The 24,461-nt window shown below is 68.8% G+C and carries 24 protein-coding genes and 2 tRNA genes; 7 read left to right on the plus strand and 19 right to left on the minus strand.

The annotated features are described in order from the left end of the window. The first annotated feature begins 488 nt into the window (after nt 1-488). Entirely contained in the window at nt 489-713 is a 225-nt protein-coding gene (locus tag AAH979_RS21460) for a hypothetical protein (protein ID WP_318403361.1), read from the plus strand. Nucleotides 714-830: 117 nt separating this feature from the next. Here the strand turns inward: AAH979_RS21460 and AAH979_RS21465 are convergent, their stop codons facing one another. From AAH979_RS21465 to AAH979_RS21490, 6 genes are all read right to left on the minus strand, one after another. Further along, on the minus strand, nt 831-1,628 hold the full coding sequence (locus AAH979_RS21465) for a carbon-nitrogen hydrolase family protein (protein ID WP_346259904.1): 798 nt from the start codon (nt 1,626-1,628) through the stop codon (nt 831-833). Nucleotides 1,629-1,690: 62 nt separating this feature from the next. Continuing rightward, on the minus strand, nt 1,691-2,983 hold the full coding sequence (gene clpX / locus AAH979_RS21470; protein WP_130462450.1) for an ATP-dependent Clp protease ATP-binding subunit ClpX: 1,293 nt from the start codon (nt 2,981-2,983) through the stop codon (nt 1,691-1,693). A gap of 217 nt (nt 2,984-3,200) precedes the next feature. After that, the gene (locus AAH979_RS21475; protein WP_101367584.1) at nt 3,201-3,869 is read right to left on the minus strand and encodes an ATP-dependent Clp protease proteolytic subunit; all 669 of its coding nucleotides are present in this window, start codon (nt 3,867-3,869) and stop codon (nt 3,201-3,203) included. Between the two features lie 11 nt (nt 3,870-3,880). Further along, nucleotides 3,881-4,525 carry an ATP-dependent Clp protease proteolytic subunit gene (locus tag AAH979_RS21480; RefSeq protein WP_318403364.1) on the minus strand — a complete coding sequence of 215 codons (645 nt, stop codon included), beginning with the start codon at nt 4,523-4,525 and terminating at the stop codon, nt 3,881-3,883. A gap of 197 nt (nt 4,526-4,722) precedes the next feature. Then, the gene (gene tig, locus AAH979_RS21485; RefSeq protein WP_346259905.1) at nt 4,723-6,087 is read right to left on the minus strand and encodes a trigger factor; all 1,365 of its coding nucleotides are present in this window, start codon (nt 6,085-6,087) and stop codon (nt 4,723-4,725) included. Between the two features lie 128 nt (nt 6,088-6,215). Further along, nucleotides 6,216-6,289: transfer RNA gene (locus tag AAH979_RS21490), tRNA-Pro, on the minus strand. Nucleotides 6,290-6,540: 251 nt separating this feature from the next. Between AAH979_RS21490 and AAH979_RS21495 the strand changes: the two genes are divergently transcribed. Then, nucleotides 6,541-6,614 (plus strand) — tRNA-Gly (locus tag AAH979_RS21495). A gap of 53 nt (nt 6,615-6,667) precedes the next feature. Here the strand turns inward: AAH979_RS21495 and AAH979_RS21500 are convergent. From AAH979_RS21500 to AAH979_RS21540, 9 genes are all read right to left on the minus strand, one after another. Then, nucleotides 6,668-7,801, minus strand: coding sequence for a site-specific integrase (locus AAH979_RS21500; RefSeq protein ID WP_346259906.1), 1,134 nt, complete (start codon nt 7,799-7,801; stop codon nt 6,668-6,670). Between the two features lie 151 nt (nt 7,802-7,952). Beyond that, nucleotides 7,953-8,171 carry a helix-turn-helix domain-containing protein gene (locus AAH979_RS21505; RefSeq protein ID WP_318403369.1) on the minus strand — a complete coding sequence of 73 codons (219 nt, stop codon included), beginning with the start codon at nt 8,169-8,171 and terminating at the stop codon, nt 7,953-7,955. Nucleotides 8,172-8,190: 19 nt separating this feature from the next. Further along, entirely contained in the window at nt 8,191-9,930 is a 1,740-nt protein-coding gene (locus AAH979_RS21510; RefSeq protein WP_346259907.1) for a replication initiator, read from the minus strand. Nucleotides 9,931-10,004: 74 nt separating this feature from the next. Further along, nucleotides 10,005-10,646, minus strand: a complete 642-nt coding sequence (locus AAH979_RS21515; protein ID WP_346259908.1) for a DUF2637 domain-containing protein — start codon at nt 10,644-10,646, stop codon at nt 10,005-10,007. Then, on the minus strand, nt 10,643-12,073 hold the full coding sequence (locus AAH979_RS21520) for an FtsK/SpoIIIE domain-containing protein (protein ID WP_346259909.1): 1,431 nt from the start codon (nt 12,071-12,073) through the stop codon (nt 10,643-10,645). Before AAH979_RS21520 ends, AAH979_RS21515 begins: the two co-directional genes overlap by 4 nt. A 444-nt stretch (nt 12,074-12,517) precedes the next feature. Beyond that, the gene (locus AAH979_RS21525) at nt 12,518-12,943 is read right to left on the minus strand and encodes a hypothetical protein (protein ID WP_346260028.1); all 426 of its coding nucleotides are present in this window, start codon (nt 12,941-12,943) and stop codon (nt 12,518-12,520) included. 123 nt (nt 12,944-13,066) lie between these two features. After that, a complete protein-coding gene (locus AAH979_RS21530) occupies nt 13,067-13,792 on the minus strand; it encodes a GntR family transcriptional regulator (protein WP_346259910.1) in 726 nt (241 codons plus the stop codon). A gap of 81 nt (nt 13,793-13,873) precedes the next feature. Further along, the gene (locus AAH979_RS21535; RefSeq protein WP_346259911.1) at nt 13,874-14,146 is read right to left on the minus strand and encodes a hypothetical protein; all 273 of its coding nucleotides are present in this window, start codon (nt 14,144-14,146) and stop codon (nt 13,874-13,876) included. Beyond that, nucleotides 14,143-14,307: a hypothetical protein gene (locus tag AAH979_RS21540; protein ID WP_346259912.1), complete on the minus strand. Its 165-nt coding sequence runs from the start codon at nt 14,305-14,307 to the stop codon at nt 14,143-14,145. Before AAH979_RS21540 ends, AAH979_RS21535 begins: the two co-directional genes overlap by 4 nt. Nucleotides 14,308-15,153: 846 nt before the next feature. On the opposite strand from AAH979_RS21540, the gene AAH979_RS21545 reads away from it, so the two are divergent. Then, a complete protein-coding gene (locus AAH979_RS21545; protein WP_346259913.1) occupies nt 15,154-15,912 on the plus strand; it encodes an XRE family transcriptional regulator in 759 nt (252 codons plus the stop codon). A gap of 2 nt (nt 15,913-15,914) precedes the next feature. Beyond that, nucleotides 15,915-16,382, plus strand: a complete 468-nt coding sequence (locus AAH979_RS21550; RefSeq protein ID WP_346259914.1) for an NUDIX domain-containing protein — start codon at nt 15,915-15,917, stop codon at nt 16,380-16,382. Here AAH979_RS21550 and AAH979_RS21555 read toward each other — a convergent pair. Next, nucleotides 16,370-16,939, minus strand: coding sequence for an HD domain-containing protein (locus AAH979_RS21555; protein WP_318403383.1), 570 nt, complete (start codon nt 16,937-16,939; stop codon nt 16,370-16,372). The genes AAH979_RS21550 and AAH979_RS21555 overlap by 13 nt on opposite strands. Nucleotides 16,940-17,023: 84 nt before the next feature. Here AAH979_RS21555 and AAH979_RS21560 point away from each other — a divergent pair, with 84 nt between their 5' ends. Beyond that, a complete protein-coding gene (locus AAH979_RS21560) occupies nt 17,024-17,497 on the plus strand; it encodes an NUDIX hydrolase (RefSeq protein ID WP_346259915.1) in 474 nt (157 codons plus the stop codon). Nucleotides 17,498-18,069: 572 nt separating this feature from the next. On the opposite strand, the gene AAH979_RS21565 is transcribed toward AAH979_RS21560, so the two are convergent. Then, on the minus strand, nt 18,070-18,501 hold the full coding sequence (locus AAH979_RS21565) for a hypothetical protein (protein WP_346259916.1): 432 nt from the start codon (nt 18,499-18,501) through the stop codon (nt 18,070-18,072). Between the two features lie 654 nt (nt 18,502-19,155). On the opposite strand from AAH979_RS21565, the gene AAH979_RS21570 reads away from it, so the two are divergent. Continuing rightward, a complete protein-coding gene (locus tag AAH979_RS21570; protein WP_346259917.1) occupies nt 19,156-19,683 on the plus strand; it encodes an SMI1/KNR4 family protein in 528 nt (175 codons plus the stop codon). A 1,068-nt stretch (nt 19,684-20,751) separates the two neighbouring features. Here AAH979_RS21570 and AAH979_RS21575 read toward each other — a convergent pair. Beyond that, nucleotides 20,752-21,186 (minus strand): hypothetical protein, encoded by a 435-nt coding sequence (locus tag AAH979_RS21575; RefSeq protein ID WP_346259918.1) that lies wholly within the window; start codon nt 21,184-21,186, stop codon nt 20,752-20,754. 688 nt (nt 21,187-21,874) lie between these two features. Here AAH979_RS21575 and AAH979_RS21580 point away from each other — a divergent pair. Then, nucleotides 21,875-22,990, plus strand: a complete 1,116-nt coding sequence (locus tag AAH979_RS21580) for a MerR family transcriptional regulator (protein ID WP_346259919.1) — start codon at nt 21,875-21,877, stop codon at nt 22,988-22,990. A gap of 527 nt (nt 22,991-23,517) precedes the next feature. On the opposite strand, the gene AAH979_RS21585 is transcribed toward AAH979_RS21580, so the two are convergent. After that, on the minus strand, nt 23,518-24,456 hold the full coding sequence (locus tag AAH979_RS21585; protein ID WP_346259920.1) for an acetylxylan esterase: 939 nt from the start codon (nt 24,454-24,456) through the stop codon (nt 23,518-23,520). Between the last annotated feature and the right edge of the window lie 5 nt (nt 24,457-24,461).

The following is a 24,461-nucleotide window of genomic DNA, read 5'->3' on the forward strand; positions in this document are numbered from 1 at the left end:
GAACGCAAGTCCTCGACTGAGGGCCGCCCTCGGGGCAACTTGCCTAACCTACCCGCTCGGCCTCGCAGTGTCAAGCCCCAACTTCTGGCTTGGTTGCATCGCCCGAGGGTCCCCGTACTCACGCACACCAAGACTGGTGGTCGCTTCTGTCGGGGGAAGACCCGCAGACCGGCCGATGGCCGCTCGCGGCACATCTGCCCGGCTCCTGCCGGCCCCAAACACTTTACCCGGTCGGTCTCGCAATCTCAACCTGAATGTCATCTGGTCGAGCGCACCACCCGGCCCCTGTCCCCATCGGGCGGATGCCCTGCGGGAGATCAAGGTGCTCGCGGCCCGGCCTTCCGTCCGGGGCGCCGCGCGCAAAGAGAAAGTTACGCCGCTCGCCCGCTGGGCGCAAATCGACGTACTCCTCCCTCCCGTACCGCTGTGACCGGACCGTGCCGCAGTTGTCCGTGTCAGGCGCGGCCAGGCGTGCCAGAGTGGCAACCATGGCCGCGTTTGCGAGCTCCACACAGATCACCGTCGCGCAGGACAGCCTCACCGCGCTCCTGCTGCCGTTCTGGCAGCTCGTGATCGGTGGTCTCGTACTGGTGGCGGTGGTCGTCTCGGTGCACCGGCTGGCGCGCCGTGGCCGATCCAGAATGACCACCGGGCTGCTGGTGACGGCCTCCGCGATCATCGGCCTGGCCGTCGTCGGCATGCTGCTGCAGTGAAGCCGCCGCGCGGTTCGGGTTGAACAAGTTCAGTGACCGCACGGCGCCCGGCGCGCCGCCGTACGCCGGTCAGCCCCACGATCCTCGCGGTCGCGAGCCTCGGCGTGATGCGCGCGGTCAGAGGCGGCGGTTCGCCAGGCTGGGTAGCTCGGTGCGGATCTCGTGCAGCCGGTCGAGGTCGAGGTCGGTGACCACGATCCCGACCGTGTCGGGCGCCTGGCCGAGTACTGTCCCCCACGGATCGACCACCATGCTGCGACCGAAGCAGGTACGCCCCGGATCGTGGTCGCCGATCTGCCCGGCCGCCGCGACGTAGCACTGGTTCTCGATCGCCCGGGCACGCAGCAGTACCTCCCAGTGGTCCCGACCTGTGTGCAGCATGAAGGCGGCCGGCACCACCAGCAGTTGCGCTCCTCCGGCAACCGCCAGTTGCCGGTACAGCTCCGGGAAGCGCAGGTCGTAGCAGATCGACAGGCCGACGCGTACCCCGTCGACATCGACGGTGACCGGCTCGGAGCCGGCGGCGACGGTCTTGGATTCGAGGTAGGAGACCCGGCCGGGGATCTCCACGTCGTACAGGTGGATCTTGCGGTACGTCGCGGCGAGCGCACCGGAGCGGTCGAAGACCAGCGAGGTGTTGTAGGTGTGCTCCGGATCCGGACCCGTCTCGTGGAACGAGCCGGCGTGCAACCACATTCCGTGCTGCCGGGCCGCCTCGGCGAAGAATTCGGCGAACTCGCCGTCCACCGGTTCGGGAGCGGGCATTCCACGCGACGGGCCGAGGTAGTCGACGTACTCCGGAAGGATCGCCAAGTCCGCCCCGGCGGCCGCGGCCCGGCCGAGCAGCTCGCCGGCGGCGGTCAGGTTGGCCTTCCGGTCGTCGCGGGCGTTGAGCTGGCAGACGGCAACGCGCATGCGGAGAGCCTACGGGGGACCCTCCCCCGGTGACCAGGCTTACCCGGGTGGTCGGCGGACCGTCAGGCCGAGCGCTCCTCACGCTCGCGCCGGGCGCGGCGGCCGGTGAACTCGCGCGGCACGATCGTCGGGTTGACGTTCTCCAGCACGACACCCCGGGTGATCAGGACGCGGGCCGCGTTCGGGTTGCTGGGCACCTCGTACATCACGGAGAGCAGGACCTCTTCGAGGATGGCGCGCAGCCCCCGGGCACCGGTGCCACGGAGCATGGCCTGGTCGGCGATCGCCTCCAGCGCCGCCGGCTCGAACTCCAGCTCCACGCCGTCGAGCTCGAAGAGGCGTTGGTATTGCCGGACGAGCGCGTTGCGGGGCTCGGTGAGGATCCGGACCAGCGCCTCGCGGTTGAGGCTCCGGACATTGGTAATCACCGGAAGCCGGCCGATGAACTCGGGGATCAGGCCGAACTTGAGCATGTCCTCCGGCATGACCCGGCCGAAGATGTCGTCGGTCGAGCGCTCGGAGACCGACCGGAGATGGGCGCCGAAGCCGAGGCCGCCCTGGCCGGTGCGGGCCTCGATGATCTGGTCCAGGCCGGCGAAGGCGCCACCGCAGATGAACAGCACGTTGGTGGTGTCGATCTGGATGAACTCCTGGTGCGGGTGCTTCCGGCCGCCCTGCGGTGGCACGTTCGCCACCGTGCCTTCCAGGATCTTGAGCAGCGCCTGCTGCACGCCCTCGCCGGAGACGTCCCGGGTGATCGACGGGTTCTCCGACTTACGGGCGATCTTGTCGACCTCGTCGATGTAGATGATCCCGGTCTCGGCCCGCTTGATGTCGTAGTCGGCGGCCTGGATCAGCTTGAGCAGGATGTTCTCGACGTCCTCGCCGACGTAGCCCGCCTCGGTCAACGCGGTCGCGTCGGCGATGGCGAACGGCACGTTCAGCATCCGGGCGAGGGTCTGGGCCAGGTGTGTCTTGCCACACCCGGTCGGACCGATCAGCAGGATGTTGGACTTCGACAGCTCCACCCCGTCGGCGGAGCCGGGTCCGCCGGCGCCCTCCGCCTGGATCCGCTTGTAGTGGTTGTAGACCGCTACCGCGAGGGCCTTCTTGGCCTGGTCCTGACCCACGACGTACTGGTCGAGGAACTGGCAGATCTCCATCGGCTTGGGAAGCTCTTCCCACTTCACCTCGCCGGACTCGGCCAGCTCCTCCTCGATGATCTCGTTGCAGAGGTCTATGCACTCGTCACAGATGTAGACCCCAGGGCCTGCGATGAGCTTCTTGACCTGCTTCTGCGACTTGCCGCAGAAGGAGCACTTCAGTAGGTCGCCACCGTCACCGATCCGTGCCACCTACGTTCTCCCTGCGCTCATCGGCCAGCCTGTCTGAGCAGAGGCGCTGGCCTGCGGACGGTACGCCCCGTCGGTTGTGTTCGCCGGCCGGTCCGACCGGCCGTGGGCGGTGCAGAACCGACGTTACCCGCTGCACGGGGTTTCTCCGACCCCCAAAACGGGTGTGTCAGAGGCCGGCCACCGGGCAGCGGGTCGGCCGGCCTCTGACCCAGAATGATCAGCTCGAGGCGTTCGCCGCGAGCAGGCCCTTCTTTCGGCTGGTCAGGATGGTGTCGACCAGGCCGTATTCACGAGACTCCTCGGCAGTCATGAACTTGTCACGGTCGATATCACGACGGACTCGTTCAATCGGCTGGTTGGAGTGTCGGGAGAGCATCTCCTCGAGCTGGGTACGCATCCGGAGGATCTCCCGGGCCTGGATCTCGATGTCCGAGCCCTGCCCGTAGCCGCCCTCGGTGGCCGGCTGGTGGATGATGATCCGGGAGTTCGGCAGCGCCATGCGCTTCCCGGGCGTACCGGCGGCGAGCAGTACGGCCGCGGCGCTGGCCGCCTGCCCGAGGCAGACGGTCTGGATGTCCGGCCGGACGTACTGCATCGTGTCGTAGATCGCCGTCATGGCCGTGAACGAGCCACCGGGCGAGTTGATGTACATGATGATGTCGCGGTCCGGGTCGGTGCCCTCCAGCGTCAGCAGCTGGGCCATCACGTCGTTGGCCGACGCGTCGTCCACCTGGACGCCGAGGAAGATGATCCGGTCCTCGAAGAGCTTGTTGTAGGGGTTCGACTCCTTGACGCCGTACGAGGTGCGCTCGACGAAGGAGGGCAGGACGTACCGGTTGTGCACGGGCTGGAAGCCGCCACCGGCAAGCAGGGTCGGGTCAGTCATCTTTCCGCTCCTCAGCTCAGGGTCCCGGCGCCTTCCGGAACCTGTGCGGCTCCGGTGATCACCTTGTCGATGAAGCCGTAGTCCTTGGCCTCGGTGGCGGTGAACCAGCGGTCCCGGTCCGAGTCGGCCTCGATCTGGGCCTGCTCCTGGCCGGTGTGGAAGGCCACCCGCTCCTGGAACATCCGCTTGGTGTAGAGCATCTGCTCGGCCTGGATGGCGATGTCGGACGCCGTACCGCCCATGCCGCCGGACGGCTGGTGCATCATGATCCGCGCGTGCGGCAGGGCGTAGCGCTTACCCTTGGTGCCGGCGCAGAGCAGAAGCTGACCCATCGAGGCGGCCATGCCCATGGCGACCGTGGAGACGTCGTTGTCGATGAATTGCATGGTGTCGTAGATCGCCATGCCGGAGTAGACCGAGCCACCCGGCGAGTTGATCCACAGGTTGATGTCGCGGCTGGGGTCCTCCGCGGCAAGTAGCAGCAGCTGTGCGCAGATGCGGTTGGCGACCTGGTCGGTCACCTCGCTGCCAAGGAAGATGATCCGCTCCTTGAGCAGCCGGTTGTAGACCGAGTCGTCGAGGTTGCCACCAAGTGCGTCCGCACCGCGGGCTTCGGTCACCCGCAGGGGCATAGCTGAGAAGTCTGAACCAGTCATGGCAGCCCTTCGCTCTCCGTGCGTCTTACGCCCGACATTAACCGCTGACCGGGGTCGTAACGTCCCGGTCCGGGCACTGTTCGCTAACAGCGCAGTTGCCGACGGCGCGCTGACCGCCCGGGGCGTACCCGATGGGGTTCTGGCCGGTCGGGCCCGGAGCGTGGCGTCCGGGCCCGGCGGTCACGACCCCGCGCGGCTCAGTGCTCGTGGTCGTGGTCGTGCTGGTGGTCGTGCTCCTCGCCACTCGCGGCGCGCAGCTCTTCCATGCTGATCGGGTTGCCGGCCGAGTCGGTGATCTTGATCCGCTCCATCACCATGGCCAGGGCCTTGCCGCGCCGGACGTCGCCGTAGACCGCGCCGGCCGCGCCCGAGCGGACGAGCTGGTCGTAGTACTGCTGCGGGGCCATCCCGGCGCGCTGCGCCCGGTGCACAATCTCGTGCCCGAACTCGTCGTCGGAGACCTGCACCTGCTCGGCGTCGGCCAGGGTGTCCAGCAGAAGCTGGATCTTGACCCCCTCGGTGGCCGCGTCCTTCAGCTCGGCGTCGATCTGCTCCTCGGTCTTCTCCTCGGAGGTGAGATATTCCTCCAGGGAGGCGCCGATCCGCTCCAGCTGGTCGACCATGGCCTGCTTGCGGTGCTCGACCTCCTCGCGCACGACCCCCTCCGGGGCCGGTACGTCGGCGGCCGCCACCATCTGCTCCAGGGCGCGGTCCCGGGCAGCGTAGATCTGCTCGATCTTCTTCGACCGGCTGACCCGCTCGCGGATGTCGCCGCGCAGCTCGTCTAGGGTGTCAAACTCGCTGGCGAGCTGGGCAAAATCGTCGTCGAGCGGGGGGAGTTCCTTCTCCTTGACGGTGCGGACCGTCACGGAGACGTCGGCATCCCGGCCGGCGAAGTCGCCGCCGACGAGCTGGGTCTGGAAGGTGGCCGCGGCACCGGCCGAGAGGCCGACCAGCACCTCGTCCAGCCCCGGCAGGAGCTGCTTGCTGCCGACCTCGTGTGAGATGTTGGTGGCCGAGCCGCCCGGCACCTCCTCGCCGTCGACGGTCGCCGCCAGGTCGATCTGCACGTAGTCGCCCTCCTGGGCGACCCGCTCGACCGTCTTGAGCGTGGCGAACCGCTCCCGCAGGCTGGCGACCTGGGCGTCGATCTCGCTCTCGTCGATCTGGAGCTCGTCGACGGTCACCTCGACGGTGGCGAGGTCGGGCAGCGTGATCTCGGGGCGGACGTCGACCTCGGCGGTGAACTTCAGCGCGTCACCGTCGTTGAACTCGGTAATCTCGACCTCGGGCCGGCCCAGCGTCTTCACGTCGTGCTCGCGGACCGCAGCGAGAATGTTCTCCGGAATGGCGTCCTGGACGGCCTCGTTGAGCACCGTGCCGCGGCCGACCCGCTGGTCGATCACGGCCGCCGGCACCTTGCCGCGCCGGAAGCCCGGGACGTTGACCTGCGAGGCGATCTCCCGGTACGCCTTCTTGAGGCTCGGCTCGAGCTCGACGAACGGCACCTCGATGGCGAGCCGCACGCGCGTCGGGCTCAGAGTCTCGACGGTGCTCTTCACAGGCGTACTCCTTGACGGATCTCGATCTTTATTCTGGGCCGGTCTTCAGCCCATCGAGTGTAGGCGAGCCGGCGGAGGCGTCTGACGGCGCGGGGTGGCCAGGCTCACCCCGCAGCCGCGGGCGACAGTCGGGGTGGCGGGATTTGAACCCACGGCCCCTCGCTCCCAAAGCGAGTGCGCTACCAAGCTGCGCCACACCCCGTGGCGGTGAAGAGTGTATGCCGTCCGGTCAGGGCCGCGCCCGCCCGGTCTCCGCACCCGGGCGCCGTGTCGTCCCGAACCAGCTTGATCTTGGGTACGTGCGGGGCCGGTGCTTCCGGTTTTGCACCTGCTGGACTGGCGGATGGAGGGGTGGTGGGTCCATGGCTGGCGGCGCCCGACGGGATGCCGGTATCCAGCGGGCGGGGCGACCCGTTAGGCTATCCGTCGCGTCCTGAGACGATCGGGGCGAGCGCGGGCGTAGCTCAATGGCAGAGCTTCAGTCTTCCAAACTGACGGTGCGGGTTCGATTCCCGTCGCCCGCTCCAGCCCCTCCGGCCCAGGTCAGCGGCATGATCGCCTCGCCTGGGCCGTTTCGTTTCTAGCATTTGTCGATCTTGCGTGCCATTCGCGTGCCAGTAGCGTGGGGCGTGCCGTCCGGGGTGGCCGTTGGGGTCGTCTTCTTCGTTGCCTGCTTCTGGGTGGCCTTGGTGGGCTTGGCCGGCGGGGTCGGGTTGGTGGTCTTGGTCGACTTCTTGGGCTTGGGTTGCGCCTTGGCGATCCGGCGGTCCATGCCGGCGGCGATCTCCCGGTCACGTTCGCTGGTGGCGTGCTGGTAGATGAGCGCGGCCCGCATGCTGGCGTGGCCCATCCGGTGCATCAGCTCCCGGGTGCTGGCCCCGGTCGCCGCCGCCAGGTTGTTGCCGGTGTGCCGCAGGTCGTGGAAGTGGAACCGCTCTGGCATGCCAGCCGTGCGCAGCGCCGTTGCCCAGTCGACCGCCCGCCGCCAGTTGCCGGAACGCAGCACCGCGCCCTTATCCCCGGTGAACACCAGCGCGTCCGGCCTCTCCCCCACGTAGTCGCGCAGGTGAGCGGCGAGCGCGGATCGGGCCGCCGCTGGGAGCGACACGGTCCGGTTGCTGGCTCCAGACTTGGGTGCGCCGAACTCCATCCGGTTGCGCAGCGCGGCGAGCTTGCGCGGCACCCGGACCGTCCCGGTTGTCTCGTCGACATCGGAGCGGCGCAGCGCCGCCAGTTCGCCCCAGCGGAGGCCGGAGAACGCGGCGACGATCACCAGCGCGGAGAACCGGGCGGGCATCGCGTCGGCGAGCGCGAAGACCTGGGCGACGGTTGCCACCGGCCGCTCCGGCGTGTGATAGCGGTCATAGCCGGGGATGCGGCACGGGTTCTGCCGAATGATCTCGTCTTCCTTGACGGCAGTGTTGAGGATCGCTCGCAGCAGGGCGTATGCCTTCACCGCTTGTGGCTCGGAGGTGCCGCCGTCGAGGAGCTTGCTGCGCCAGCTCCGGATCGTCGCGGGCTTGACGGCGCCCAGGGCGAGGCCGCCGAGGTGCGGCCGGATGTGCAGCCGGAACAGGTCTTCGTAGTTCTCCCGGGTACGCGGCTGGAGCTTGCGCTCGGCGATCCACCGCTGTCCGTACGGGCCGAGTTCGACCTCACCGGCCTCCGGTGCGACCCAGTCGCCCTTGATGATCTCCGACTCGACGACGGTCAACCACTTGGTCGCCAGCCGTTCCGTCTCGAAGGTGTGCGGGCCTTCCGCTCCAGACCGTCCGGCCCGATGTACCGAGCCTGGTACCGGCCCGACGGAAGCCGGCGCACGTTGCCGAAACGGCGCCGGCCGCTCTTACCGTTCTTGCCTGCCATCAGGCGACCTCCCCCAGGTAGCGACGCAGTTCCGCCCGGGTCATCGGGACGACCCGGTTGCTCTCGATGTACGCAGTGACGGCCGACGCCTCGAAGCGGACCAGGCGGCCGACCTTGACGAACGCGATCCGTCGCTCGGCGACCAGCCGGCGTACGAAGCGCGGTGTTGCTCGGAGGCGAGCGGCGACCTCATCGGCGGTCAACAGCTCGTCATCCATCCGGTTCCTCCCTCTTCAGTCAGGCAGCAGGGGTGAGCGTCTGTGGGGTTGCCGAAAGACCGTGGGCCGCGCGTTGACGGGCCGCGTCGAGATCTGTTCGCCAACGGATCCGGGCGGACACGGCGCGCAGGATTCGGTGTTCGAGCGGCAGCACGTCGGGGTCTTCGGGTCGGGCCAGCTCGAACCGGTACCGCTGCGGGTTGTCGCCGGCCGCCTGGTCCTGGCCGTGCTCGTCGTCGCCCTGGCCTTGGTCGGCAGGATCGGTGTCGGCCATCCCGCCAGCGAGGATCGCGCGGATCCAGGCCCGGTTGTCCGCCCGGTGGTCGGCCAGGGTCTTGCCGGACCATTGTCGGGAGACGAGGACGCGACGGCCGGTGAAGCCGAGCGTGGAGCGCTGGTGAACCTTGCCGGTGCAGCGGCCGGGGGTCAAGCCTGCCTTGACCCCGTCGGGTTGGACGCCGTAGAGGAGCCAGTTGGCGCAGGTGGGTGAGCAGGGCAGGACGGAGAGTTCGGCGTGGAGTCGGTCGAAGTGCGCCTTCTGCGCGTCCGACCGTGGTCGGGCCTGGTCGGTCAGGTCCTTGGTGACGTACTTCGTCACGTACCGGATCGACCGTTCCGCGTCGCGGGTGCCCTGCTCGATGCCGCGTGCGTCGATGCGGCCGAGCCGGGCCACGTATGCCGGTCGGGAGTCGGGTTCCTCCAGCTCGTCCAGGGCGTGTGACCACGGGGTCAGCGGTTCGCGGTTTTTGGGGTCGACGTACGCCTGTTGCTCGACATCCCACACGGGCGGCTTGTCGACCGTGTAGCGCGGCTCGTCGAAGGCCGGCCACCACACCTGGTGGTAGGTCGCGGCGGCGATCTGCTTCAACAGGCGCCGGGGCAGAGTGCCCCGGATCGCGAAGTGCGCGTGTGGCGCCAACCGGCGCTGTAACTCGACGGCTCCGGCGTACTGGACGTTCCAGCCGGCCGCCCGGCGGACGTTCTGCCACCACCGGTCCAGGACCCGCGCAAAGTGAATCGAGTCCAGCGCCGCCCGCCGGTAGTCGTAGCCGGCCGGATCAACCGGGGTACCGAGTACGTCATCGTGCGGCCCGTGTCGCTGGCCGCACTCACAGGGTGCGACGTAGGCACCCCGCCGTAAGTGGGAGTGGACCGCGCCATGTGAGCCGAGGGTGAGCGTGACGAGCATCGACGGTCGGTAGGTCTTGCCGTCCCGTGCGGCGTAGGCGCGGCCGACGGTGCGCGGGTCGACGGGCAGCCGGGGCAGGTCGGGCGAGTCCTGCCGCCGTTTCGTGGACCGCTTCCGGCGGGGCCGGTCGGTCCGCTCCCGGGGTGTGAGGTGCCCGCGTAGGTCCGTCTGTCCAAGCGCCTCATCCAGCTCGGCGATACCTGCGTCCAGGTCGGCCAGTTGCGCGGCCCGTTCGTCGGGGTGCATCGGCTGGTACTGGAGCGCTTCCCGCTCGAACTCCATGTGTGCCCGCACCCGGATCAGGGCGAGAACGTCCTCGCTCGGGTGTTCGGGCCGGATGGCGGGTTCGTCGGCGAGGTGCCAGCCCTCCCGGATCTGCTGGATCCGCAACCGCCGCCCGCGTTCGGCGCAGGGCTTGCACTTGGCCGCCAGGGTGGCGCCGCACGGGACTTCTACGACCTCGGTCACGCCCGTCTCGGTGTCGGTGCGCCGCAACGCGAGGGGGCGGACGCAGACGCCGTGTTGCTCGGCGAGCTGCCGCAGCGCGTCCTTGGCCAGAGGCTTGCGCATCCGATCGGCCCGCGACCCCGGCCGCGGCTTCTCTGGAGCGGCCGGGCCGGCGGCGGGTTGCAGTGGTACGAGAGTCAACGAGTCACCTCGGCGGGGATCTGGGGTGGGGTGCCGTTGCGGGTGGGGAAGGCCGTCGCGGGGACGGGAACCAGCGCGGGCCGATGCTCGGCGGGGTGGCGCCGAGCGAGCGGGATGAGGTCGCCAGTCGGCGCCTGGTCGTCGCCCTGCTGCTCCTCGACGCTGGCGTCCGGGCCGCCCTCGGTCTCGTCCTGGTCGGGCCGGTGGTCCTGCTCGGTCGTCTCGCTGGCCGAGCCGGCCGGGGACGCTGGTTTGGTGGAGAGAACGAGCTTCGACAGGCCGAGGAAGGCCAGAGCAGGCACGGCGGACAACAGCCACCCTGACGGGCCCGGCTTGGCCACCGCGAGCTGCGCCGACAGTGAGAGCGCCACGGCGGCGACGAGTAGGAACATCGGATAGCCGATCGGCCCGCCCGTGCGCCGCCGACGCCGGATGGTCAGCAGCGCGGCGAGCGGGATGAGTTCGGAGATCGCGGCGTTCGCCCAGCCGAACCAGTCCCCCGTGCCGGCAGGTGAGTTGGCCATGGTCCAGTCGTGGACGTGGGTAAACGACGCCGCCCCAGCCAGCCCGCCAACCGTGAGCAGGATGAGGACCAGGACCGCGCCCTCGACCCGCTCAACCCAAGTCTTGCCCGTCATCGAGTCACCTCCCCGCGCTCCTGGTCCTCGCAAAGGCGGCGGTAGGTCCGGCCCAGGTCGCGTATGTCGGTGTCGGTGAGATACGAGAAGCGGACCCGCACCGGCTCCCGCACGCCGTCCAGAGCCACGTAGCCCACCCCGGCCGCCGACTCCGGGATCTGGTCACACAGCGCGCCCCGGTCGCGGGCGCCGTCGCCGAGAACGAGGTCGCATTGCTCCGGTTCGGTCAGCCGCAGCCCGATCCGGGTCGGGAACAGGTCCCGGAACGGCAGCACCTCCTTACGCGGGTCCTGCAACGCGGCCACGACGTGCACCCCGACGGCCCGCCCCTGCGACAGCAGGAGGGACAGCGCGTCCTTGATCCGTTCCTTGACCTTGCGGTCCGAGATGTACGCGGTCAGCGACGCCAGCTCGTCGACCACCAGCACGATCAGCGGGTCATCCGGCGTCGGAGTGTGCTGCCGAGCCACGCCACGCAACCGGGCCGCGCGCTGGCGCATGCGCTTCACGGCCTCTTCCAGGACGCCGGCCATGCCGTCCGGATCGTCGTAGGCGAACCGGGCGAACAACGGCAGCCCCGCCGCCAACTCCATGCCGCCCTTCGGGTCGAACACCCACAGCTCCACCAACCCCGATCGCACACCGCCAGCAAGGGCGGAGATCAGCGACCAGAGCACCGAGCCCTTACCGGAGTTCGTCGCTCCCGCCACCAGGACGTGCGTGCCGGCCAGCCGAAGCCGGTACGTCTGCCCGTCCTCGCGGACGCCGAGGGGCAGGGCTGTCAGGTCCGGGACCTCCGGCACTGGCAGGGGCGCCACCGTCGCGGCAAGGGGATCGCGCCGCAGAAACCGCAGCACGACGCGATCCGGCCGAGCGGTGGTGCGCGCCTGGCCGTCGCGCAGCCGGAACGCGTAGGCGAGACGCTGCGCCGCCTGTGCCCATTCGTCGGGGAGCTGGCCGGGCAGCATCCGCACCGTCACCTCATCGACGTGACGGTCGCAGCGCACCCGCAGCAGTTGCGGCACGTACCGGTCACCGGCGAAGGCCGTCGCCAGGCCGCAGGTGGCCATGGTCGACGCCCAGCCCCGCCGGTACACCCACAACCGCCGCCACCGCGCCACCGCCGGGTACCAGCCGAACCGGAACCACGACGCCGGATGCCACCGCCACCAGCCCACACAGCAACCGGCCACGGCAGCGACGACGCCGGCCAGGACCAGGCCGCCATGCCGGACGTACACGTACGACACGGCGGCGGCCGGGCCGGTCAGCCACCAGTACCGCACCGCAAGGACGGTCAGGCGGACCAGGCCGCGCGCCAGCCACCAGAACACCAGCAGCCAGCCCGGGACCCGCCACGCCGGCAGCCGCACGTTCATCGGCGCAACCGGCACCTTCTCACCGGGAATGACGTTGATCAGCGGCATCAGCGGTCACCGCCCGTGGAAGCCGCAGGGACCACAGAACGGGGAGTCACCACAGCAGCCCCCGGTCGCGTGACGGCCGGGCGAGCGTGGCCAGGCAGGTCCGGCATGCCATACGGCTGAGATCGAACCGACGCGGCTTCACCCACCGGCGGCAGTGCGGGCAGCGGATTTCTGACACCAGCGCGGGCGCGGACGGCAGACCGAGCGCGCGGCGTAGTGCCGTTTCTAGAGCAAGGGCGGCGTGCCGCCACCAGGCGAGGCGGGTCCGGCTCATCACGACCACCGCCCGGTGTCGGGACGAGTGGCGGGGGCGGGTGTGCGGGCAGCAGGAATTACGGTGGGCACAAGGCCCTCCTTCACGCGTGAGGGGTGGGTTGGGGCGCGGGGCGGGCCGGGAATCTTGGCGGACGAACAGCCCGCCCCGCGTGCGGTGCGACGTGCAGGTCAGGCGGCGGCCGGGGTCAGGTCGGCAGCCGGGACCATGGCGGTAGCGCGCAGCGAGTACGCCATCCGGGCCTTGCACTGCCCGGACGCCTTGCACCGCTGCGAATCCACGTACGGCGTCAGGGTTAGGCCCTCGAACTGGATCGCCGGCGGATAACCGGGCACCCGCGACACCGGCGGAACCGGCTGCTGAGCGGCGACCACCTTCACCTTGACCTCAGTGGACCGACCGAACTTCCCCGCCTCCGGATCCAGGTCCAGCACCCGCACCAGCCAGACCCGCTCCCCGGTTTCCTTGTCCCGCGCCTGGTCGTCACCCTGCCCACGCCGGTCGAAGTCGACCTGCGGCGCGACGCCCAGGCAGAGCGCCCCGGACGGGAAGACGTACTCGAACGGCACCGGCACCTTCAACGTCAGCGGAACCACGACGTAGCCTCCTCGCTTCACCAGATGACGCCATGACATCCGGTTGAGCTTCCAAGTTACGTCAGCCTGTAAATACAAGCAAGAGATTGACGGTAGGAAGATCCGCGAAGGTGGGCGGGCTGATCAGGACAGCGGGTAGGTGTCCTCGATCTCGTGCCGGCTACCCGGCATAACCAGCACGGAGGTCAGGATTGGATCTCCCGACGCCTGGTGGACGGTCAGCACGACACTGAGAACCGGCTCGTCCGCCGGTACGTCCAGGGCCTTCGCTTCGTCGGCGCTAACCCGGCGGGCGGTCATCCGCTCGGTGGCATAGTCCGCCCGCAGGCCCTTGACCCGGGTGATGTGCTCCAACAGTCCACCCGGGATCGGGTCGGCCTTGATGACTCCGGTGCCGACGGCGATGTCAACGGGCACGAACGTCGCCACCAGATCCACCGGCCCCGACGGCGACAGGGTGCGGCGACGCCGCTCGTAGACCGGCGTCCCCTCCGGGATGTTCAGCTCGGCAGCGATGCGGGCCGAGGCGAGGACCGGACCGACGTGCAGGATCTCCACCTCGCCGGTCTCGTCCAGCTCCACCGCGTCCCGGGCGTACTCCGGCGACGTGCGACCCGACGGCGGGCGGCCCCGCACGAAGCTGCCCTTGCCCTGCTGGGACTCGATCCACCCGTCCTGCTTCAGGATCCCGAGCGCCTTGAGCACGGTCGGGCGGGACACTCCGAACTCGCTACAGAGCTGGCTCTCCGACGGCAGCGCCGCACCCGGCGCGTACGTGTCGTTCTCGATGCGCTCCCGCAGCGTGTTCAACACGCGCAGGTACTTCGGCGTCGGAATCTCGTACGCCATCGCGGGCCACCCCACCGTCAAAGATCACAGCATGTCAAGACAGGAGCGTAAAGCCTGCCAGCATGACGACACAAGCCAGGGTCAAACGCCCGACACACCATCACGGCCGGACGACAACCAGCCCGACCACGACGACGCATCATTGATCAGCTCCGGGCGGGACGCACCGGGCCACCGCCGAGGCAGACAGCCGTACCGGCCAAAGACACGCAGCGCCGCCCGGCGCAACGCGCACGGCCCCGGCTCGCCGCAGGCCGGACAGATGCCCTCGGCGCTCGACGGGGTGTGCTGGTCAAGCTGCATCTGCGCGGCCCGCAGCTCCTTCCGGGCACCGGCCGACAGGTAGAGGCTCACTGCGTGGACCGGTCGGTGGCCAGCCGGGAGGCACGGACGAGAATCTGCGCCTGGTCGGCGGAACGGCCGTCATAGCCGATCTTCACGCCCTCCAGCCACACCCACTCGTCCTGCTCCGGTCGATTTGCCACCAGCCGTACGCCGGTCACCCACAACACCACCGGACCCTCCGTCGGACGGAGCCGGTCAGCGGCGGACAGCCGGATCACCTCACCTAGCCGCACCCGTAGGTCAAACACGACGCCCCCTCGCTACCGGCGAGCGTCGCGGCGGAACCGGGCGCCGAGCCGGAGCGGCCAGACACAGGCCGGCGAGGCGGACGAAGACATCGCGCCGGTCGAGCGCCTGCCCGTGCTGGTCGAGGACGTAGCCGGTCAGCCAACACCAGCCGTGGTATGTCGGACGGCCACAGACCACGGTCACCCGCAGCAGGATCGAACGGCCCCCGGCGAACTGCACCGACGCTCGACCATCCACCAACAACACGTCACCCGGCTTTGGAACCACCCGCCACCCCTCCCACGCGTTGGACAGGCGTCGAGGCGGGCGGGCATTCAGACGGCCGTACGTCGACCGTGCGGCCTGGCGCCGGCACCCACCCCGACGCCCAGCTCACGAAACAGCCACCCGACCCGAGCCCGCACAGTCCAGACACGACCGCCGCGCCAACGACCGAGACGGTCCACACGTCACCGCCGCCGAGCGCAGTCCGGTACGACGAGTCACGTACTTCCAGCCAGCGCCGGCACAGTAGGAGCAGGTCGAGGCGACGGTGACGGCCAGCTCTTGCGTACTCGCCAGACCACCAGTAGCGCCCTGCCGACCGCTGATGGCTCCTGCGCCTTGTGACATCGACTCTCTCCCAGGTGACAACCGCTCGAAGGTCGGAAGACCGATACCAACAGGGTTGATCAGAAACGGAGACGGTCCGACCCCACGGCTGGACAACTTGGGACGTCTTAACTAACTTGAAGTCGTCCCCACTTGTCCAACGGGAGGCTCAGGGCATGCCGAACGACCGGCTACGTGACGCACTTCTGCGCAACGGGCTGACCCCCGCCGCCGTCGCCGAGAAGCTGGGCGTTGACCCGAAGAGCGTCGAACGGTGGATGACGCAGGACCGTACGCCGTATCCCCGTCACCGGCATGCGATCGCGGCCCTGGCCCGCGAGAGTGAGTCGTACCTGTGGCCGAACGCGGTTTCGTCGGAGAAGGCGACCCGGATAGCTCAGTCGGAGGTTGTGCAGGTCTACCCCCGGCGTGCCGCAGTACCGTCCGACCTGTGGGGCAGGCTCCTCCGCAACGCCGGCAGCCAGATCGGCATCCTGGTCTACGCCGGCCTGTTCCTCGTGGAGCAAGAGCCCAGGCTGATTCCGCTCCTGAAAGCCAAGGCGGCCGAGGGAGTGAAGGTCCGTGTCCTGCTCGGCGATCCTGACGCGGAGGCGATCGCGTTGAAGAGCGTCGAGGAGGGCACTGCCGGAGTTATGAAAGCGAAGATCGAGCAGGTCATGCAGTACTACCGACACCTACGAGACGTCGACAACGCGCAGGTACACCTGCACCACACCACGCTCTACAACTCGATCTACCGTTTCGATGACGAGATGCTGGTCAACACCCACGTCTACGGCTTCCCCGCTCCGCACGCCCCGGTCATGCACATCCGCAAGCTCTCCGGTGGTGACCTCTTCGACACGTACGCTGACAGCTTCGACCGGGTCGTGGCCGCAGCACGCCCCGCCTGGCCCGCAGAGGTGGCAGCCTAGTCATGGCCAGGATCGACCACTACCACGAGCCAGACGCGCCGAAGGCCAACAGCATCGTTGTCGCTGTCACCGTGTTCATCCAGGATCACCAGGACCGCGTGCTGCTCATCCAGCGGACCGACAACGGACGGTGGTCCATCCCAGGCGGCGGCCAGGAGATCGGCGAGTACATCGCCGACACGGCGGTCCGGGAGACGCGCGAGGAGACCGGCATCGACGTCGAGGTGACCGGGATCGTCGGCGTCTACTCCGACCCCAACCATGTCGTCGAGTACTCCGACGGCGAGGTACGCCAGCAGTTCTCCATCTGTTTCCGTGCCGAATACAGAGGCGGCAGCCCGACAACCAGCGACGAGTCAACCTCCGTTTGCTGGGTGGCACGCGACGAGCTGGACGATCTGGACATCCACCCATCGATTCGGCTACGGATCGCGCACGGCTACGACCGCCGCGACCCTTACATCGGTTGAGCTACCGACCTCGTAGCCAACCGCTGCTCCGTACGCCGCACCGCGGCTACGATCTCAGGCTCGGCACGCCGAATGAACCGGGTCACCAGGTGATCAGGCCCGTACCGAGACCGGATCTCCGCCAGCCGCTCCAGAACCTCGAAGCTCTGCCCGTCCGGCCCGGTCGTCATGTCGGCGTAGCAGAGAGCATCGGTCACCGGGCCTTCTTCTCGGTCAAACTCCTCGCGCAACGCCTGGCCGAGCCCGCGCTCCTCTGCCTCCAGCCAGGCACAGGAGTGATGGGCGACCAGTGCGGTGACGCGCTCGTCAACCTGTTGCCGCCGGAGCCACCGAGCACCGTCCAGCGAGTGGAAGCCGGTATCCACCAGTCCCGGGCTGTAGCCCACGTCGTGAAGCCACGCGGCAGCGATCAAGGTTTCCCGATCCGAGGGCGGTACCGCACCAGCAGCTTCCTCTGCTTTGGCTGCGACGGCTTGGACGTGTTGCCACCGGCGAGGCAGCGTCTCCTCTAGCCGCTGCCGGGCGAGGGAGCGAGCGGCATCGACAGCGGCGGTCATGTGAAGGAGCCTACGGAGCCGCTCCATGCCTCGCTACCCGCGCGGCGCGCGCTCGCAGCGGGAAGCACATCTACGCTGCCGGGAGTGACCGCCTCCCAGCAGCCACCCATGGCGACGCCACGCGTTGCCGCAGGCGCCCTCTTCTTCGACGCCGCAGGCCGCGTGCTCCTCGTGCGCCCCAGCTACAAGCAGGGCTGGGAGATCCCTGGTGGCTACGTCCAGCTCGGCGAGTCACCCCGCGCCGCTTGCATGCGGGAGGTTCAGGAGGAGCTTGGTCTCACAGTTGACGTGGGCGCTCTCCTCGTCATCGACTGGGCGCCCGCTGCCAATGAGGGTGACAAGCTCCTTTTCGTCTTCGACGCGGGCCCTCTCGATGGTGACCGCCAACGCCGCATCGCCTTCACCGATGGCGAAATCACCGAGTGGCGGTTTGTCGCCGTCGAGGACTTGGGCGACTACGGGCCAGACCGCCTGATCCGTCGCATCCGTACGGCGATCGCAGCCAGGACCCGAGGGCGCACGATCTATGCCGAACACGGAATGATGGCGGGTCCGTAGCCTGCGACCCTGCCCTGCCGGCTGCCGGCAAAGGTGGTTCAAACCTTCTGTACGTCTTCAAGGCGGCCCGCAACGGGCCGCACGCGCCGCCGCCTGGGCGCGCGTCCGTCGCTCCGCTGACGCTCCGACTCCGGCCACGCAACACGCCCGGCGGCTGGCGCGAAAGCGAGAAGCCCAAGGGGCCGCCGCGATCGACAGGCCATTGACGGGGTGGGAGGTGGCCGGCAGCCGGCCGAGTCGCGCGGCCCGAGCCCGCGCGGCGTAGGTAAGCGCATGCCGGCCACGTCGGCGAGCTGACGGTGGTCGCGGGTTGCGGTTACTGAGCCTCCGGCGGGGGCGCTCCGGCTCCAGGATGGCCGGGGCTCCGTCGGCGGGTCACGGTCCGTGGGTGGTTGCGGTAGGCGGTCCCGTCTGCCATCGACCCGGGCAAGTCGAGCAGACCAGCGCCCGACCCGCCAGCGTCCGAACGTGCGTCAAGGCGGTCTTGACGTGGCGGGCCGGGCGCTGGCCCGCTCCCCAGGCGGCGGGTCGACGGCAGACGGGATGGCGATAGTTACTTAGTGGCCTCCGCCTTAACTCTTCTCCGTCTTCTTGCTTGGACTGAATGTTGCGCCTATTGTGCCGATTATAATCAAAAGGACAACCAGGCCCGTTACGATTCCCGCGATTTTGAGTCCGATATTATCTTGAGACCATAACCACCAAGCAAGAATGCCAAGTGGTATAGAGAAAAAGACCCCAACAATTAGGGTCGACCAGTCGTATTTGCGCTCCACCTTCTTGCTCTGCATTTCGCCGAGTTTCAATAGCTGTCGGCTCGCTAGCGACTCTAGTGCAAGCGCTTCGTCTTTCATATGTGGAAAGTCGGATTCAAGTTGCTTTGCAAGCTCGATATTCTCCTTGATGTCGGCGCGGAGCCTTGATGCCCCTGATGCCCGAACCGCGAGGGTTGTTACGCCGCCGATGGCGGTCAGGCCTGCGGTGATGACTGCTCCCCAATCCACGTCGAACATTATGGGTGGTGAGGTCAAGGGTCAGTTTCTCGACCTGAGGTTGTCTGCGTTCATAGAGCGTGTGAGAAGGCGGGCAAGTGCGGCAACCGGGCGCGCACCGTACCGGGCCGGCGTGGTTGCGTGGCTGCCTGACATCGCGTCGAACCCGCAGTCGATCACTCTGCCGAATCTGGAGGCCAAGGAGCTGACCAGTTGCCGGGTGACGAACTGGGTGACGATGGGAGTGTGCGCCGACGGACGACTGTGGACGCCGGTGGACCCTTCTGGCAGCTCAGATGCCACTATCAAGCGCTGGGTCACCTCCGATCCTTCCTTCACACCGAAGCGGTCGCGTGCCCGTTCGGTCGGTCAGCACGGGTCAACAGCGGAGCGTCGACCGGACGGCCCGATACAGAGAGCTACGGCTCCCCCTGGTCAACCGCCGCAGGCGGGCCCCAAGGTGCGGATCAAGGCACCTTCTAAGCAGCTTGTCCACCGGATTAGCCGGTAGAACGGTGCCGCCTGCACTGCCGAGACGCTCTCTTTAGGATCAAGGGCGCCGCGCGAGCGCGGCGCCTGCCCGCCCGCGCTCGGCCTGCTGGCGGCCTCCGGCCGGCATCGGCCGGCTCGGGCGGGCCAAACCGGAGGTCGGCCTATCGTGCTTGCGTGACCGACTCCGCAAGTCCCGCCATCATCGTGCGGGAGCTGCTCCAGCGCATCAGACGCACGCCTGACTGTGTGGTCATGTCTTCGACCGGCAGCGCCAAGGTCGATCCCGGCCACCACATCCCGGCCGACCTCCGGGTGCTCTACCAGCAATGCGGTGGAGCCCATCTGTTTCGTGACGCCCCGTTCCCCTGGCGCCTCTGCGGACCGGCGGACTTGGTGCCAGCGAGCCCGCGACTGCTGACCGAAGACATCGCACGCGAGGTCTGCATGGAGATGCCGGACGACCTGACAAACTCTTGTTACGTCATCGCCGATGGCGGCGGCGCCTCCACCGACCCCCACGTCGTGATCGACCTCCACCCGGCCCGAAAAGGACGCTGCTACCTGGTCAGCTGGGAGACCTACGGTGTCATTGGGGAAATGCCAGTGGTCGCCACATCGGTTCCGGAGCTGCTCCGCTGGCTGCTTGACACTGGCGGCGAGGATCTCACATCCGCACCTTGGAAGGGCGACGCGTACGGCTGACGGTCAGCGGCGCTGAACCTCACCAGGTAGCGACCCGACCAAGACGGTCCGATCGCCATCGGGGTCGGCCACCGTCGAGGGTGGGGCGATCGCTGCCGCGCCGCTTCGCGGCTTGCCACCGCAGTACGTGGTCCAGGCGCGGTGACCCGGCGCCACGGCAAGCCGCCCCGGCCTTCGGGCCGGGGCGGGAAGCCGTACGACGCCGACCGGCCGCGCCCGAGGTCCGAGCGCGTGCCAGCCACGTGCCAGAAGCCCATGCCGTAGACGGTCACCAGCGGGCAAGATCGGACGCCACGACGCCGCCGCTGACCAGGCACTCCGGACAGAACCGGGCAGCCGGAAACGATCTTCCAAACTGACGGTGCGGGTTCGATTCCCGTCGCCCGCTCCACATGTTCCGGCCCAGGTCAACGGCATGATCGCCGAGCCTGGGCCGTTCTGTTTCCCGCTCCTTACGATCTTGCGGTGCCTCCGAGGGGCGCTGGTCGCGGAATAGACCGGCGCGAGCAAGGTCAGTCGTTCGGTCGAGCGTTCCGCGCGGGCGTGAACCAGCCCGACCACGAGGACGGGACGCTGATCAGATCCGGCTCGACGTTTAGGCAGTCGGTGGTACCGGCCGAAGAGCCACAGGGCCGCCCGCCGCCGAGCGCATGGGCCTGGCTCGTGGTAGCCGGTGCAGCGGCCGTCTCCACTCAGCAGGGGTGTGCTGGTCAAACTGCTTCTGCGCCGCCCACAGGTCCGCCTGCTCGGCAGGGGTCGGGTAGTCGGTCACGGCGTAGCCCGAGGCGGAGCAGGCGGGACGGCCGACAGTAGGGAGGCGCGGACGAGGATCTGCGCCCGGTCGCCGGACCGGCCGTCCTGACAGATCTTCACGCCCTGCCGCCACACCCACTCGTGCTGCTCGGGCCGGTTCGTCACCAGGCGTACACCGGTCACCGACAAGGCAACGGACCATCGGTTGGACGGAACCGATCCGGGTTCGGCTGGTGAGGCACTCCACCTTGTCCCCGTCCGGGAGGGGGTGGACGGTCTGGCGACTGCCCGACGAGGAGATCCTCCCAGCACCCGCTACAGCTCTCCCGCTGCGGCTACCAGAACCACCGGGCCATGGGTGTCCCACACACCGGCGCCGACACAGATGCTCCGATCTGCAAAGCGCCACACAGACACCTCCGACAGGATGCCAATAAGGAATCCGGGAAGTTCCGGAACCGTCTCGCCCCGCACCATGCGATCCATATACGGCCCTAGGTCAACGCTCTCGGCTGGTCCCCACAGCCGACTCAACGCCTCCTCGAGACCAGCGCAGTCCTGCTCGAAGCGCTCCAGGACCTCAAAGGCCCGCGCGTTGTCGTCGAACTCTTCGGTGGCACTCAAGTACAGGGCTAGGAAGTTGTATCCCACCACGCGTGAAGTAGCGGCGTCAGGACTGGGCAGAGGTTGCGCTGCAAGATCGAGCATTCGAAGTTCGAGCACACGCTCTAAGCAGTCAGCGAGATCCACAGCTCGGTACTGTAGGCGAGAAACCCCAGGGGCGGTTTCGTGCCATCCACGTGCCAGTAGCCGGTACCCCAGGCGGTCGCCAGAGGGCACGAGCGGTCACGCACTCGCTCCCTTGTCCTGGCCCGCCAGGGCCTTGTCGGTGATGATCTCCGTCCTTCCAAACTGACGGTGCGGGTTCGATTCCCGTCGCCCGCTCCACACCTTCCGGCCCAGGTCAGCGGCATGATCGCCGAGCCTGGGTCGTTCTGGTTCCGGCTCAAATTGATCTTGCGGCCATTCGCGGGGCATTGGCCGACGCGAGCCGGTACGCCGGTCGGCCCGTCGTCCGGGTCGGTGCCCTTCCGGCGCTTGCGAGTCGTCTTCTTCGGCTTCGGTTGCACCTTGGCGATCCGGCGGTCCACGCCGGCCCCAATCGGGATGCAGCACGAGGCCACGGACGTCGCCAGGGTTGGTCAGATCACATCCACTGCTCTCCATACAGCGGCGGGCGCACGGATCTGCCGCCGCCCGGGTGCGCTGCCCCGGCCGGAGCCACCACGCTCCGTCGCCGGTCTCGGTGTCAGGCGGCTTCCGGACCTGCCGATAGCGGAAACTCGATCCAGAGGGTCGTGATGCCGATGACCGCCGAGGGCATGCCAGGAACGAAGCGCTTGACCCTCACGTGGCGTCATGCCGCATTGTCGGTGGCGTGGAAGAGCACCTGACCGTGGGACGCGTGGCCGAGTTGGCAGACGTGAGCGTCCGCACCCTGCATCACTATGACGAGATTGGCCTCGTGCAGCCGTCCGCGCGGACCGCAGCCGGGTACCGGGCCTACTCCGCAGGTGACGTTGAGCGACTGCGGGAGGTGCTCGCCTACCGGCGGCTGGGTTTCGGATTGCGCGAGATTGCGGATCTGGTTGACGACCGGACCACCGACGCGGTCGCGCATCTGCACCGGCTGCGCGGCCTGCTGCTCGAACAGCGCGACCGCGCTGCTGCCATGGTGACGGCCATAGACAGGGAACTGGAGGCACGGGCAATGGGGATCAGGACGACGCCAGAGGAACAACTGAAGGTGTTCGGCGCGCAGTTGTACGAGGCCATCGGGTCCGCTTACCCAGCGACGCGGCGCACCGAGCCGCGGATCGCCGCGCGTATCTGGGATGCGCTAGGCGACGCACGGACGGTACTGAACGTCGGTGCTGGCACCGGCTCCTACGAGCCTCCCGACCGCGATGTCACGGCGGTGGAACCCTCGGCGGTCATGCGGGCACAGCGTCCCGCGAGCGCGGCGCCGTGCGTGGCCGCCGCTGCGGAGAGCCTCCCGTTCGAGGACCAGTCCTTCGACGCCGCGATGGCCTTCAGTACCGTTCATCACTGGCACGACCCGATCGCCGGGCTGCGCGAGATGCGGCGCGTGGCCCGGCGCGTGGTGGTGTTCACCCACGATGCCAGTGACACCGGTTGGCGTCACCGGTTCTGGCTCACCCGCGACTACCTACCCGAGGTCGCCGACCTGGTCGCCGGCCGGCCCTCGGTGGACCAACTGGCCCGCGCGATCGGGGCCCGCATGCAACCGGTGCTCATCCCGTGGGACTGCGCTGACGGCTTCTTCGAGGCCTACTGGCGCCGGCCCGAGGCGTACCTCGAGGAACATGTGCGCCGCGCGGTATCGGTATGGACCAGAGTCGGGCCGGATGCCGAGCAACGGGCAATAGGCACACTCCACGAAGACCTTTCCTCAGGCCGGTGGGCCGAGCGCAACCGCGAGCTCGCCGCCCTCGACGCGGCAGAGCTTGGCCTCCGTCTCCTCGTAGCCTGAACCACCGTGCGCGAGAACGCCGCCAAGGAGCTGACCCGCCGCGATCAGTAGACACCTCCCCGTGACGCTTGGCCTCCATGGCGCGCTCGACCTGGAGATCCTCGCCGTGCAGGCCGAACGTGGACCGGCCGGTCCGGCCCATCGGCCTCATTCGGATGCGGCGCGAAAATCCGGTGCACGCCCATGCCGCATTCCGCTCGCACCGCCGGTGCCGCGGTAACCGAGCGTGGCCAGCAACCTGGCCGTCCTCGCCGTCGACAACCCCGGGGTGTGGACCGACAAGGAAGCAGCCCGGCTGCTGCACCCTGACGACGCCGCCCGGATCCGCCGGGCGCCGGATGACCGCCTACACCCTCATTCCCGAAGAGCCGCTCTGGCGGCACTACGACGGCACCTGGGGCCATGCCCGGCCGCGGCTCGGCACGCACGACGGCACGCTGCTTCGCGGCCTGGCACCGGAGTACGTGCTTTGGGGCCGCCAGTTCCGGGTGAGTGAGACGTATCAGGGCCGTCCCGACCGGGAAGGGCTATCTGTCGTGTTCGGACGTCAGGAAGTCGTGCTGCGCGGCCAGCAGGGCTCGTGCCTCGTCGGCCTTGCCGGCGTACTCGGTGTGGCCGGCGGTCAGCAGAAACCGCTCGCGCGGACCGGCGAGTGCGTTGTAGACCGCGAACTGCCCCGGAGGCGGCACCGCCGGATCGGCGAGCGCCAGCCCCACGTGGGTGGGTACGCGCAGGAACGTCGCGGCGGTGGCCGCGTCGAAGTAGCTCAGCACACCCCGGACCTCCGGATGGTCGCGGGCGTACCTCCGGACCGCCTCGCCGCTTCCGGTGCAGGGCAGGGTCAGCCGCAACGGGTGGTTGCCGAAGCTCGGCACCACCAGGCACGCGCTGCGGATCCGTTCGTCCCAGGGCACGGCGAGCGCGCCGATCCCGCCGCCGAAGCTGCCAGCGAGGTAGTCGACCCGGGCCGCCGCCTGCGGTACGAGTCGGCACAGCGCGCTGACCGCGCACCAGACGTCGGCCGCGCAGCCGCCGTGCACGTAGGTGTCCCGCGCGGCGATGCCGTGCAGGACGTGTTCCCGGGCGGTGTCGGGGATGCCCGGTACGCGGCCGCGGGCCGGCATGCCGCGTGAGCACAGGTACAGCACCGCGGCCCGCTCGACCGGTATCGCGGCGTCGGGTGCCGCCCGGCCGCCGTACCCGTGTCCGACGACGAGTCCGCGTTCGACCCGCCCGTCGGCCGGCAGGCTGAGCCAGCCGCCGACCCGGATCCCGTCCAGCGAGGTGAACTCGACGTCGCGCAACGCACCGTCCGGCCCGCTCGGTCGTGCCACCGGTGCGGGATCGACGAGGCGTGCCCGCTCGTACAGTCCGGTCCAGAACTCCGCGAAGTCGTCGGGCGGCGGTGGAGCGCCGACCTGGCGCAACATCGGCAGCGTGTACCCGTACGTCGGATCCAGGGCCACGGCGG

The organism is Plantactinospora sp. ZYX-F-223 (assembly GCF_039649625.1).
Taxonomy (GTDB): domain Bacteria; phylum Actinomycetota; class Actinomycetes; order Mycobacteriales; family Micromonosporaceae; genus Plantactinospora.